Genomic DNA, 12,553 nt, shown 5'->3' with positions numbered 1-12,553 from the left:
AAGAGCCCCCGCCGCTCGGCGGGGGCCTGCCGGTCCTACGTCGGATCGAGTCCGTGGCTGCGCAGCCACGGCAACGGGTCTATGGCCGCCCCGCCCGCCGGACGCACCTCGAAGTGGAGGTGCGGGCCGGTGGAGTTGCCGGAGTTGCCGGAGTAGGCGATCGGCTGGCCGGCCTTGACGGTCGTACCGGAGGCGACGCGGTAGCTGGACAGGTGGCAGTACCAGGTCTGCGTGCCGTCCTTCGACGTCAGGATCAGCATGTTGCCGTAGGCGCTGTTCCACTGCGTGGTGACCGTGCCGTCGGTGGCGGCCATCACCGTCGTGCCGTACGAGACGGGGAAGTCGATGCCGGTGTGCACCGACATCCAGTTGACGCCCGCCTGGCCGAAGTACGCGCTGAGGCCGCGCTGGGTGACCGGCAGCACGAACTTGGGGCGCAGCCGCTCCTTGAGTGCGGCCTCAGCGGCGGCCTTCTTCTTCTCCAGTGCCTGCTGCGCCACGAGGTCGATCCGCTCCTGGGTGCGGCTCGCCCGGTCGGCGAAGTCGTGGGCGCCGTCGGAGAGCGTCCTGAGCTGGGTGTCCAGCTTGCTGTTGGCGATCGACGGCTTGACCACCTGCACGTCCGGGGCGGAGGCGGTGGTGTCCTCGGAGCTGTCGCCGAGCGCGCCGACCGAGGCTGCGGCGATCCCGGCGACTCCCATCACGCAGGCCGAGGGCACGGCGACGGTCAGCAGCGCCGAGCGCTTGGCGGGCGTACGGCGCCGGGAGCGCGCCGCGCCGCGTGAGCCCGCGCGGGTCTCCGGCTCCGGGCCGGTCTCCTCCTGGCCGTCCAGCAGTCCGGTCACGGCGGGCAGTTCACCGGTGGAGTCCGGCTCGCCCTCGCCGGGAGGCTGTTCGTCGCAGGCGGTGTCCTCGTACGGCGTGTCCTCGTACGGCGCCTGCTCGAAGGCCGCGGCCCGCGCGTCGCCGACCGCCTCGAACGTGGCGGTGGCCTGCTGGTCGAACGGCTCGCCACCCTGCTCGGGCTCCGCCGTCCCGGCCTGCTGCCCCGCGGAGTTCCACTGCGTGGCGTCGTACGCGCCCGTGTCGAAGGTCTGGGTGCCCCACTCCCACTGCTGGGTGGGGTCGGCGCCGCCGGGCCGGTCGGACGGGAGCCAGGCGCCGGTGTCCCACTGGCCGCTGACGTCGTTGCCGGTGGCCTGCGCGGGGACCGCCCAACCGGACGTGTCGTAGCCGCCGGAGTCGTAACCGGCATGGGGCGGGGCCGCGCACGGGTCGTAGTCGGAGGACTGGCCGCTGCCCGGCTGCCACTGGGCCGTGTCGTACGCGCCGGTGGTCTGCTCGCCGCCCGGAAAACTGCCGAAGAGCGGGTCGGTGTCGAAGGCCGTGGTGCCCGCGGAACCACTCGTGAAACCGGTGGCGTCATAGCCACCGTAGGTGGTGAGGTCGTCGTAGGGGGCTTCCTGTGCCCCGTACGGCGGGTAGTGCGCGGGGGAGGCGTCGGAAGCCGGGGCCGGGGTGGTCATGGTCCCCGACGGGTGACGATCGTTCACCAACTTCTCTTTCGCCTCGACAACAGGGGCTGCCAGAGCAGTGCGGCGACTGTACCCGGCGGTATGCGGGCACGACAATCTTCGGCTTGTTTCCCGTGGGCCGGAAACGGGCATTCGGACGTGTTTCGGGGGAGGCGGAACGCGACTTTGGCTTTTCGTTCGAAGACTGTTCGATGTGTAGTGACTCTGAGTCAGCTGTGCGCGGATCCGCGCCTTCCCGGGCGAGGCTGGTCTCAGGCCACGGTCAGACCCTCGCCGACCCGCTCACCGGGGTGCGGAGCGTCGAGGACCTCGCGTATCCCGGCGGCCACGGCAGGGTGCACGGGCAGGGCGAGATGGCCGATGCCGGTCACCCGGACATTGCGCGCGTCCAGATCGGAATGCTCCAGGCAGGCCGTCTCCAGCGGGTCCATCATGGAGTCCAGGTCGCTCCAGAAGCTCACGAAGCGCGTACGGCAGCCGGGCGCGGGCCGGGCCAGCTCCTTGATCACCGGGGATCCGGGCCGCATCTGCCGCACGATCGGATGGGCGTCGGCCAGCGGCGCCACCTTGGTCCCGGAGTGCGGCGTCCCGAGCGTGACCAGCGTCCGTACGCGCAGGTCGCCGCCCAGGCACTGGACGTAGTAGCGGGCGATCAGACCACCGAGGCTGTGTCCCACGATGTCGACCCGGGCGCTGCCGGTGCGCTCGCAGATCTCCTCGATGTGCCGGCCGAGCAGATCGGCCGCCGCCCGTATGTCACAGGTCAGCGGGGAGTAGTTCAGCGACTCGACGCGCTGTCTGCCGTGCTGGGCGAGGGTGCGGCGCAGCAGCACGAACACCGAGCGGTTGTCGATGAAGCCGTGCAGCAGCACGACCGGGGTACCGGGGTGGGCCGGCAGCCGGGTGGCGCCCTCCGCCGCGGCCAGGGCCGCCGAGCGGCGCTCCTGGGCGAGGCCCGTCGGATACAGCAGGAGATGCCCGGCGAGGATCGCCGCCTCGAGGGCGGTCGCCTTGAGCAGCGCCATGGACAGTCCGGTCAGTCTGCCGGGCCACAGGCGGCGGCAGACCGGGAGGAAGAGTGGCAGTACCCCGGTGACCTTCATGGCCGACCTCCTGTCGGCACGCCGGGAGTCGGCTCGATCCCCCGTGTGCCCTCATGTCCCACCATGTGATTTCCCCCTCCCTGCGCGCCGTAAAACCGCGGGGTGCGGGATGCTGTGGATAACGTTCGTTCACTTCGCGACAATGGCGGGACGCGCCAAAAGTGCGGTACTTGTCGGTACGGACGGAAGCGATCGCTTCCGTGGTCGCTTGATGGAGGCAGTGATGGGTGTGGCAGCCGGTCCGATCCGCGTGGTGGTCGCCAAGCCGGGGCTCGACGGCCACGACCGTGGGGCCAAGGTCATCGCGCGCGCGTTGCGCGACGCCGGTATGGAGGTCATCTACACCGGGCTCCACCAGACCCCGGAACAGATCGTCGACACCGCCATCCAGGAGGACGCCGACGCGATCGGTCTCTCCATCCTCTCCGGCGCCCACAACACGCTGTTCGCCGCGGTCATCGACCTGCTCAGGGAGCGGGACGCGGCGGACATCCTCGTCTTCGGGGGCGGCATCATCCCGGAGGAGGACATCGCGCCGCTGAAGGAGAAGGGCGTCGCCGCGATCTTCACGCCGGGCGCCACCATGACGTCGATCGTGGAGTGGGTACGGGAGAACGCCGGTCAGCCGGCCGCGTCCGGCGGCTGAGGGGCTGCCTGCGCCGGGTGACCGGGCATGGGCAGTGGTGCCGGCGCCTGTGGCGGCCGAGCGGGTGCCCGCAGGGGCCGAGCCGGGGCGTCGGCGGGCACCGGTGTCAGCTCCTGCGCCATCACCGCCCGTAGCCGCAGCGTCGTGACCAGGCGCTGGAACGCCTCCGCCCAGTACCCGCCGGCCCCCGGCGCGGCGTCCTCCCGCTCGTCGGGTATCGCCAGCAGCGCCTCCAGCCGTACGGTCTCCGCCGGATCCAGACAGCGTTCCGCGAGCCCCATCACCCCGCTGAAACTCCACGGGTAACTGCCCGCGTCGCGCGCGATGTTCAGGGCGTCCACCACCGCCCGGCCCAGCGGGGCGGCCCAGGGGACGGCGCACACTCCGAGCAGCTGGAACGCCTCTGACAAGCCGTGTGTCGCGATGAACCCGGCCACCCACGCGGCCCGCTCCGCCGGGGCCAGCGCTGCCAGCAGCTTCGCCCGTTCCGCCAGGGACACCGCGCCCGGGCCGCCCGCCTCCGGCGCCGACGGCGAGCCGAGCAGTGCCCGGGACCACGCGGCGTCCCGCTGCCGTACCGCCGCCCGGCACCAGGCGGCGTGCAGCTCGCCCTGCCAGCCGTCCGACACCGGCAGCGCCACGATGTCGTGGGCCGTCCGCCCGCCGAACCGCCCGGCCCAGGTGCCGAGCGGGGCGGCTTCCACCAGCTGCCCCAGCCACCACGATCGTTCCCCTCTGCCCGAGGGCGGTGTGGCCACCACACCGTCGCGTTCCATGCCGGAGTCGCACTCGGGCGGCGGCTCCACCACGATCACGGGCGAGTTCCCCGTCCGGTCCAGGGCCACACATGCCGCGGCCCGTGCGGCCATCCGCGCGGCGAGGGCGGAACCCGGCAGCGCCGACAGCAGGTCCGCCGCGGTCGCCCGGACATTGCGGCTGCGGTCGCCCAGCGCCTGCTCCAGGAACGGCTCGTCCGCCTCCGACAGGCCGGTACGCAGCGAGTCGAGGAACATCAGCCGGTCCTCCGCCCGCTCCGTCGCCCACGTCGACGCCAGCAGGTCGCGTCCGAGTGCCGGTGTACCGGCGCGCAGGGCGCCCAGCAGCGCCACGCGCTCGGCGAACAGTCCTTCCGACCACAGCCGGCGCACCGCCCCGGCGTCCTGTGGACCGGGCAGGGCGGCGCCGCCGCCGGGGGCCGCGCGCAGGGCGAAGCGCCAGTCCGGGTTCAGCCGGGCCAGCCACAGCGCGCGCGGTCCCGCGAACGCCAGCGCCGCCGGCCGCAGGTCCGTACGGCCCCGGGCCGCGTCCAGCAGCGCGGACAGCGCCTGCGGGGGTGCCGCGTACCCGTGCGCGTTGGCCGCCGCGAGCCACTGCGGGAGCAGCTCCATGAGGTCCGGCGAGCTGCCCCGCCGGCCGCCTGCCCCGCCGGAACGGTCGGCCAGCAGCGTGGTGAGCCGGCGGGCCGCCGCCGCGGGCAGGGCGGGCCGCGGATCCGCGGGCGCCCGCTCCGGCCGCCGTGCCGCCCGCGCGGGCCGCAGTCCGGCCCGCCGTCGTACGGCCGCCACGGCAGCCGCGTCCAGCAGCGCGACCGGCGCGGCGCGCCCGGGCACGCCGTACGCCGGTGCGCGCCGGTCGGTGCCGAGAAGGGCGGCGGTCACCAGGTCCTCCCAGGAGCCGCCAGGATCCGCTGGGGTCATGCGGTCCGGTGCGGCGCTGTCCGACCCCGTGCTGTTGCCCGGTACGCCATTGACCATTCCCGTGCTGCGGCCCGGTACGGCGCCAGCCGCCCCCGCGCTGCTGTCCGGCGCGGCGCGGCTGTCCGCTACGGCGCTGACCGATCCCGTGCTGCTGTCCGGTGCGGCGTGGCTGTCCGGTACGGCGCTGCCCGCCCCCGCGCTGTTATCCGCTACGGCGCCGGCGGCCCCCTTGCTGAGGCCCGGCGCGGCGTGGTTGTCCGGCACGACGCCGTCGGCCGGGTTCGGGTGGGCGGCCGGTGTCCGGTCGGCGGCCGGTGGTCTGTTGTCGCCCGACGTCGCGCACATGACCGGGGTAGAGCTGTCGGCCGGTGTCGCGCCGTCGGGCGGGGTGAGAGTGTCGGTCCCGGACTCTCCGTGCCCCGGTGACCCGGTGGCGGCCGGGCTCCCGCCGGCACCCGGTGTACCGGCGTCCAGGGTCCACCCGCCGGTGTCCTGGGTCTCGCTCCTGGGCCCGGTTGCGGGGTTGCCCGGTGTCTCCCTGTCGGCCGGTGTGTCCTTGCCGGGCGGTGTCCCGTTCATCGTGTCTCCGTTCCGTTCGGCTGGCGGGGTGTCCCTGGAGGTTTCGTGCGCGCGGTCAGCACAGGGGCACCGCGTCGCCCGTTCCCTCCGGCCAGGCGGTGAGCGGGGTGAAGCCGCGGTGGCCGGACTCGCCGAAGACCGTGACGGGGGCGCCGCCGGAGAGGGCGACCAGCCGCCACAGGCCGGGGCGGGAGCGGGCGGCCCGGGTCAGCGGCAGGGCCCTGTCCGTGTCGGCGTCGGCCAGCTGCCACCGGTCGCCGTCCGGGACCGGTATCACCCGTCCCAGCGTCACCGGGACCGACTCCAGCCAGGGATCGTCACGCAGTGCCGCGCCGTACCGGGCCGCCGCCTCCGAGGTGGTCACGCCCGGCGGGCGGAACGCGGCCGGGGCCGGAGCGGCGAACCGTTCGCCCAAGGCTGCCCGGGTCCGGCCTGCACCCGGGTAGGCGGACAGCTCCGCGTCCAGGGCGAGCCCGACCGGCAGCGCCGTCTCCGGCGCCCGTCCGGCCGCGCCGTAGGACAGCAGCAGCCGGGTGTGGCCGGACTCGGCGCCGTACAGCCATATGCGGCGGGTCGTCAGTTTCGCGTCGGCCGTGTCGTACTGGGCGAGGACCAGCCAGCGGTCGCGCACCGGCGGGCCGTCCGGCGTGGCGGGCAGGCCGAGCCGGGAGCGGACCGTGGCCGCGAGGGCGTCCGGCAGCGTGTCGCGGCGCAGCCAGCCCTGGCCGAGGAGATGCAGCAGCGCGCACTCCTCCAGCAGCCGGGCGGGCCAGCCCGCGCCCGAGGCCGGTATCGCCCCCAGTTCCCGCACCCGTGCGGCCAGTCCGGGGGCCTGAGCGTCGACCATGCGGGCCGCCGTCTCCTCCCACAGCCCGTACCCCGCCTGTTCGGCCGTGGCCAGGCCGCCGCGCAGCAGGTCCGTCAGACGCTGTTCAAGTTCCGTCGCGCCCGCCGTGACCCGCTCGGCCCGGCGCTCGGCCCGCCGGCGGGCCGCCTCCGGACCGGCTGACCCGGCCGGCGCACCGCCGTCGGCCTGGGCCGCCCTCGTCGCCTCGCGTCCGCGCCGGCCCGCGAGCCACTGTTCCGCCCAGTCCGGTGGCTGTGGGGAGGCCGGCACCGCGTCGTCGCCGCCCGCCCAGAGCAGCAGCAGGCCGAGCGCGTGCTTGCACGGGAACTTACGGCTCGGACAGCTGCACCGGTACGCCGGCCCGGCCACGTCCGCCAGGTCCACCACCGTCCGGTACGGCCTGCTGCCACTGCCCTTGCACTGCCCCCACACCGACCCCTCTCCGCTCCCCGCCCCGGACCACGGCCCGGCCGCGCCGAGTCTGCTCCCCGCCTTGCGTGACGCGGCGTCAGGCGCCAGTGCCAGCACCTGCTCCGCGGTCCAGCGCACCCCCTGCTCAGTCATGTCACCGACGGTAGGTCCCCCCACTGACAATCGGCCCGACGGGAGCGTTTGCGCAGGTCACAGCGATTGTCAGTGGCGTGGTGCACGGTGGGTACCAGATCCGAACCGGCCGAGCTGGAGGGGGCCTCAGCCATGTCTGTGTCCATGGAGTCCGTGGAACCGACGACCGCCGCATCCGAGCGCGACGAGACCGGGCAGGTGCTGCGCCCGCACGCCGAGCAGGCCTTCGCGGCCGAACTCGCCGCGCTCGCCGCGCAGGACGACCGCCCGCGCCCGGCCCGCTGGAAGCTGTCGCCGTGGGCGGTGGCGACGTACCTGCTCGGCGGCACACTGCCGGACGGCACGGTGATCACCCCCAAGTACGTGGGGCCGCGCCGGATCGTCGAGGTCGCCGTCACCACGCTCGCCACCGACCGCGCCCTGCTCCTGCTCGGTGTGCCCGGCACCGCCAAGACCTGGGTGTCGGAACATCTGGCCGCCGCCGTCAGCGGAGACTCGACACTGCTGGTGCAGGGCACGGCCGGCACCCCGGAGGAGGCGATCCGCTACGGCTGGAACTACGCGCGGCTCCTCGCGCACGGCCCCAGCCGGGAGGCCCTCGTGCCGAGCCCCGTGATGCGCGCCATGGCGGAGGGCATGACCGCCCGCGTGGAGGAGCTGACCCGCATCCCGGCCGATGTGCAGGACACGCTCATCACCATCCTGTCCGAGAAGACCCTGCCCGTCCCCGAGCTGGGCGAGGAGGTCCAGGCGGTCCGCGGCTTCAACCTCATCGCCACCGCCAACGACCGTGACCGCGGTGTCAACGAGCTCTCCAGCGCGCTGCGCCGCCGCTTCAACACCGTGGTGCTGCCGCTGCCGGAGAGCGCCGACGCCGAGGTCGACATCGTCACCCGCCGGGTGGAGCAGCTCGGCCGCTCCCTGGAGCTGCCGGCCGCGCCCGACGGCATCGACGAGATCCGGCGGGTCGTGACCGTCTTCCGGGAGCTGCGCGACGGCGTCACCGCCGACGGCCGCACCAGAGTGAAGTCACCCAGCGGCACGCTGTCCACGGCGGAGGCGATCTCCGTCGTCACCAACGGCCTCGCGCTCGCCACCCACTTCGGTGACGGCGTGCTGCGCCCGGGTGACATCGCCGCCGGCATCCTCGGTGCCGTCGTCCGCGACCCCGCGGCCGACCGGGTGATCTGGCAGGAGTACCTGGAGACGGTGGTCCGCGAGCGCGACGGCTGGACGGACTTCTACCGCGCCTGCCGGGAGGTGAGCGCATGACCGGCACCGGCGCGGGCCCGGCGTACGACTCCGGGCCCCTGCTGCTCGGCGTGCGGCACCACGGGCCCGGCTCCGCGCGGGCGGTGCGGACCGCGCTGGACGCCGCCCGGCCCGGCGTCGTCCTGATCGAGGGCCCGCCCGAGGCCGACGCGCTGATCCCGCTGGCCGCCGACCCGGGGCTGCGGCCCCCGGTCGCCCTGCTCGCCCACGCCGTGGACGAACCCGGCCGTTCGGCCTTCTGGCCGTTCGCCGAGTTCAGTCCCGAGTGGGTGGCCATCCGCTGGGCCGTCGAACACGACGTCCCGGCCCGCTTCATCGACCTGCCCGCCACGCACACGCTCGCGTGGCAGGAGGCGGACGAGGGCGGCGGGAGGGGCACGGAGGGCGAGGAGGGACCGGCGGGCGGGACGGACGGTCCAGCGTCCGCCTCCGCCGCCGGGGACGACGCTCCCGCGTCCGCTCTCGCCGCCGGCGGCGACCAGGTCCGCGTCGATCCCCTCGCCGTGCTCGCCGAGTCCGCCGGGTACGACGATCCGGAACGCTGGTGGGAGGACGTCGTCGAGCACCGGGGGCCGGGCGGCCGGGACCCCTTCGCGCCGTTCGCCGCGGTGGCGGAGGCCATGGGCGTGCTGCGCGAACGGTACGGCGCCGGCGGACGTCCCAGGGACCTCGTCCGCGAGGCGCACATGCGGCTGCGGCTGCGCGACGCCCGCAAGGAGGCGGGGGACGCCGTGGCCGTCGTGTGCGGGGCCTGGCACGTGCCCGCGCTGCGTGAGAGGACCACCGTCACCGCCGACCGGGCGCTGCTCAAGGGGCTGCCCAAGGTGAAGGCGGACCTGACCTGGGTGCCGTGGACGCACCGCCGGCTGGCCCGGGCCGGCGGGTACGGCGCGGGCATCGACTCACCCGGCTGGTACGCGCATCTGTTCCACGCCCCCGACCGGCCGGTCGAACGGTGGCTGACCAAGGTGGCGGGGCTGCTGCGCGCGGAGGACCGGATCGTCTCCTCCGCACACGTCATCGAGGCCGTGCGGCTCGCGGAGACTCTGGCGGTACTGCGGGGGCGCCCGTTGCCCGGCCTGGGGGAGACCACCGACGCGGTCCGCGCGGTGCTGTGTGAGGGCTCGGACGTGCCGCTGTCCCTGGTGTACGACCGGCTGGTGGTCGGGGACGTCCTGGGCGAGGTGCCCGAGTCGGCACCCGCGGTGCCGCTCCAGCGCGACCTGGCCCGGCAGCAGCGCGCGCTGCGGCTCAAGCCCGAGGCGCTGGAGCGCGAGCTGGAGCTGGACCTGCGCGGGCACACCGACGCGGGCCGCAGCAGGCTGCTGCACCGGCTGCGGCTGCTCGGCGTCGGCTGGGGCGAGCCGGCCCGGTCCCGGGGGAGCACGGGCACCTTCCGGGAGACCTGGCGGCTGCGCTGGGAGCCCGAGCTGTCGGTGCGGGTCGCCGAGGCGGGCGTGTGGGGGACGACCGTGCTCGCCGCGGCACGGGCCAGGGCCGAGGCCGACGCGACCGCCGCGCCTGCCCTCGCCGACGTCACCGCGCTCGCCGAACAGTGCCTGCTGGCCGGCCTGCCGGACGCGCTGCCCGTGGTCATGCGGGCACTGGCCGACCGGGCCGCCCTCGACACGGACGTCGCTCACCTCGCCCAGGCCCTGCCCGCCCTGGTCCGCGCCCTGCGCTACGGCGACGTACGCGGCACCGACACCGGCGCGCTGGCCGAAGTCGCGGCGGCCCTCGCCGAGCGCGTCTTCGTCGGCCTGCCACCGGCCTGCGCCGCGCTGGACGCGGACGCGGCGGAGGAGATGCGCGGCCACGTGGACGCCGTGCACACCGCGGTGGCACTCCTGGCGGAGAGTGTGCCCGCCCCGGACACCCGGGCTCCCGCGGGCGACGGGGGGTGCGAGCACCCCGGGGACCATGCCGGGTTGCGTGATCGCTGGCGGGGCGTGTTGCGGGCTCTGGCGCTGCGGGACACCGCGGCCGGTGTCATCCGGGGGCGGGCCGTGCGGCTGCTGCTCGACGACGGGGCGCTGCGGGCGGAGGAGGCTGCCCGGCTGATGGGGCTCGCGCTGTCGTCCGGCACGCCGCCCGCCGCTGCCGCCGCCTGGATCGAGGGGTTCGCCGGCGGCGGGGGCGGACTGCTGCTGGTGCACGACGAGCGGCTGCTCGGGCTGCTGGACACCTGGCTGACCGGGGTGCCGGCGGCTGCCTTCACGGACGTACTGCCGCTGCTTCGGCGTACGTTCGCGGCGTACGAGCCGGGGGTGCGCCGAACCCTCGGCGAACTGGTCCGGCGCGGTCCCGCAGACGGGCGCGGAGGCGGGCGCGGCGGGACCGCCGCCCGGACGGTCGCGGTGCCCGGGTTCGCCGCCGAACCGGACGCCGGGCGCGCCGAGGCCGTGCTGCCGGTGCTGCGGCTGCTGCTCGGCCTGGACACCGACCGTGACACGACGCACGCCACCGGCTTCGCGGGAGTGGGCGCATGACGAACCGGACGACCGACCCGACGGCGACCGAGCCGGCCGTGACCGATCGGACCACGACCGATCCGACGGTGACTGAGACGGCCGTGACCGATCCGGCCGTGACCGACCTGACCGTGGCCGATCCGACAGCGACTGATCCGACCGTAAATGAGCCGACCGCGACCGATCCGACGGCGACCGCCCCGACGGCGACCGAGCCGGCCGTGACCGATCCGACCACGACCGATCCGACGGTGACTGAGACGGCCGTGACCGATCCGGCCGTGACCGACCTGACCGTGGCCGATCCGACAGCGACTGATCCGGCCGTGACCGAGCCGACCACGACCGATCCGACGGCGACCGATCCGACCGTGACCGTGACCGTAAATGAGCCGACCACGGCCGACCTGACCGCGGCCGACCCGACCACGGCCGGTCCGGCCGTGCCCCATCCGGCCGCGGCCGACCCGACCGCGACCGACCTGACCACGGTCGACCCCACCGCGGCCGACCCGGCCGTGACCGGGCTGTCCGGCCCGGCGGGGGAGCGGTTGCGGCGCTGGCGGCTGGTGCTCGGCGGGGACCGGGCCGACGGCACGGGCTGCGTGCTGTCCGGCCGGGACGCGGCGATGGACGGCACGCTGGCCGCCCTCTACGGCAGGAGCGACACGGCACAGGCGGGCCGGGGCCGTTCGGCGGGGCTCGGCGGCTCGGCACCGTCCGTGGCCCGCTGGCTCGGGGACATCCGCACCTACTTCCCGTCCTCCGTCGTCCAGGTCATGCAGCGCGACGCGATCGACCGGCTCGGCCTCGCCTCCCTGCTGCTGGAACCGGAGATGCTGGAGGCCGTGGAGGCCGACGTGCACCTGGTCGGCACGCTGCTCTCGCTCAACAAGGCGATGCCGGAGACCACCCGGGAGACGGCCCGCGCGGTCGTGCGCAAGGTGGTCGAGGACCTGGAGGGACGGCTCGCGACCCGCACCCGGGCCGCCGTCGCCGGCGCCCTTGACCGCAGTGCCAGGGTCACCCGGCCGCGCCACCACGACATCGACTGGAACCGCACCATCGCGGCCAACCTCAAGCACTACCTGCCCGAGTACCGCACGGTCGTACCGGAACGGCTCATCGGCTACGGGCGGGCCGCGCGGTCGGTGAAGAAGGAGGTCGTCCTGTGCGTCGACCAGTCCGGGTCGATGGCGGCGTCCGTGGTCTACGCGTCCGTGTTCGGGGCGGTCCTCGCCTCCATGCGGTCGGTCGGCACCCGGCTGGTCGTCTTCGACACGGCGGTCGTGGACCTCACCGACCAGCTGGACGACCCCGTCGACGTGCTCTTCGGCACGCAGCTCGGCGGGGGCACGGACATCAACCGGGCGCTCGCCTACTGCCAGTCACGGATCACCCGTCCGGCGGAGACCGTCGTCGTGCTGATCAGCGACCTCTACGAGGGCGGCATCCGGGACGAGATGCTCAAGCGGGTCGCGGCGATGAAGGCGTCCGGGGTGCAGTTCGTGACGCTGCTCGCGCTGTCGGACGAGGGGGCGCCCGCGTACGACCGCGAGCACGCGGCGGCGCTGGCCGCGCTCGGTGCGCCGGCCTTCGCCTGTACGCCCGACCTGTTCCCCGAGGTGATGGCGGCGGCGCTGGAGAAGCGCCCGCTGCCGATACCCGACACGGCCTGACGGGCGGGGTCGCCCGGAGTCTCACCGGCTCGGCCCCGGCCCGGTGAGACCTGGCAGATCGCCTGTCGGGGCCCGTACCGGCCCGGGTACCGGCACCCCGTGCCAGGAATCCCGGCATCATGTGACAGGTATCACCGCTCAGGTGTGACCCGCGATTTAG

The 12,553-nt window shown here is 74.8% G+C and carries 8 protein-coding genes; 4 read left to right on the top strand and 4 right to left on the bottom strand.

What is annotated here, in order from left to right:
* Nucleotides 1-35: 35 nt before the first annotated feature.
* Both ABZ117_RS08345 and ABZ117_RS08340 read right to left on the bottom strand, forming a co-directional pair.
* The gene (locus ABZ117_RS08345) at nucleotides 36-1,553 is read right to left on the bottom strand and encodes a M23 family metallopeptidase (protein WP_356818600.1); all 1,518 of its coding nucleotides are present in this window, start codon (nucleotides 1,551-1,553) and stop codon (nucleotides 36-38) included.
* 233 nt (nucleotides 1,554-1,786) lie between these two features.
* Nucleotides 1,787-2,638, bottom strand: coding sequence for an alpha/beta fold hydrolase (locus ABZ117_RS08340; RefSeq protein ID WP_356818598.1), 852 nt, complete (start codon nucleotides 2,636-2,638; stop codon nucleotides 1,787-1,789).
* Nucleotides 2,639-2,861: 223 nt separating this feature from the next.
* Here ABZ117_RS08340 and ABZ117_RS08335 point away from each other — a divergent pair, with 223 nt between their 5' ends.
* Complete coding sequence (locus tag ABZ117_RS08335; protein WP_356818597.1) at nucleotides 2,862-3,284, top strand: cobalamin B12-binding domain-containing protein; 423 nt, start codon at nucleotides 2,862-2,864, stop codon at nucleotides 3,282-3,284.
* Here ABZ117_RS08335 and ABZ117_RS08330 read toward each other — a convergent pair.
* Nucleotides 3,260-4,981, bottom strand: a complete 1,722-nt coding sequence (locus ABZ117_RS08330) for a DUF5691 domain-containing protein (RefSeq protein WP_356818830.1) — start codon at nucleotides 4,979-4,981, stop codon at nucleotides 3,260-3,262. The genes ABZ117_RS08335 and ABZ117_RS08330 overlap by 25 nt on opposite strands.
* Nucleotides 4,982-5,615: 634 nt before the next feature.
* Nucleotides 5,616-6,971, bottom strand: a complete 1,356-nt coding sequence (locus ABZ117_RS08325) for an SWIM zinc finger family protein (RefSeq protein WP_356818596.1) — start codon at nucleotides 6,969-6,971, stop codon at nucleotides 5,616-5,618.
* A 132-nt stretch (nucleotides 6,972-7,103) separates the two neighbouring features.
* Here ABZ117_RS08325 and ABZ117_RS08320 point away from each other — a divergent pair, with 132 nt between their 5' ends.
* From ABZ117_RS08320 to ABZ117_RS08310, 3 genes are all read left to right on the top strand, one after another.
* The gene (locus ABZ117_RS08320) at nucleotides 7,104-8,243 is read left to right on the top strand and encodes an AAA family ATPase (RefSeq protein WP_356818594.1); all 1,140 of its coding nucleotides are present in this window, start codon (nucleotides 7,104-7,106) and stop codon (nucleotides 8,241-8,243) included.
* Entirely contained in the window at nucleotides 8,240-10,732 is a 2,493-nt protein-coding gene (locus tag ABZ117_RS08315; RefSeq protein WP_356818593.1) for a DUF5682 family protein, read from the top strand. The genes ABZ117_RS08320 and ABZ117_RS08315 overlap by 4 nt, the downstream gene beginning before the upstream one ends.
* Before the next feature lie 500 nt (nucleotides 10,733-11,232).
* Nucleotides 11,233-12,393, top strand: a complete 1,161-nt coding sequence (locus ABZ117_RS08310) for a VWA domain-containing protein (protein ID WP_356818829.1) — start codon at nucleotides 11,233-11,235, stop codon at nucleotides 12,391-12,393.
* Nucleotides 12,394-12,553: the final 160 nt, after the last annotated feature.

The organism is Streptomyces sp. NPDC006309, from assembly GCF_040613095.1.
Classification (GTDB): domain Bacteria; phylum Actinomycetota; class Actinomycetes; order Streptomycetales; family Streptomycetaceae; genus Streptomyces.
Note: the sequence above shows the minus strand (reverse complement) of the source record. Positions and strands in the feature narration are given on the sequence as shown.